At 42.7% G+C, this 314-nt stretch carries 1 protein-coding gene; it reads right to left on the bottom strand.

Annotation, left to right across the window (positions count from 1 at the left end; translation table 11 throughout):
- Nucleotides 1-75: 75 nt before the first annotated feature.
- Nucleotides 76-314, bottom strand: a 239-nt coding sequence (locus AC4HNJ_RS21740) for a hypothetical protein (protein WP_490481704.1), incomplete at its 5' end; no start/stop codon positions are given.

Below are 314 nucleotides of genomic sequence, written 5' to 3'. Positions count from 1 at the left end.
CAGGAGTATTAAATACTCCCAAAAACCCGTGACCAAGTGCTGACTAGAGCCCTCACTTAGATATTCAAGAATATCTTACTTAAGCTTTAATAGTTGATAGCCCTCCGGTTTTAAGTCGACGACAATATTTCTTTTATCTGTACGTATTTTATCTAGCACCTGGATAAAAAGCGCCGTCTTGCCGGACCCTTTCCTACCCACAACTAGATTGACTTCACCACGAAGAGCTCTCTGATACTGATCAGTACGCAGATAGTAATGACCCAGCGTGGTCATCTCATTTTCTGCTGTGGGATCCCCAATAACCAACGATT

This window comes from Dyella sp. SYSU CM1112 (assembly GCF_058216415.1).
Note: the sequence above shows the minus strand (reverse complement) of the source record. Positions and strands in the feature narration are given on the sequence as shown.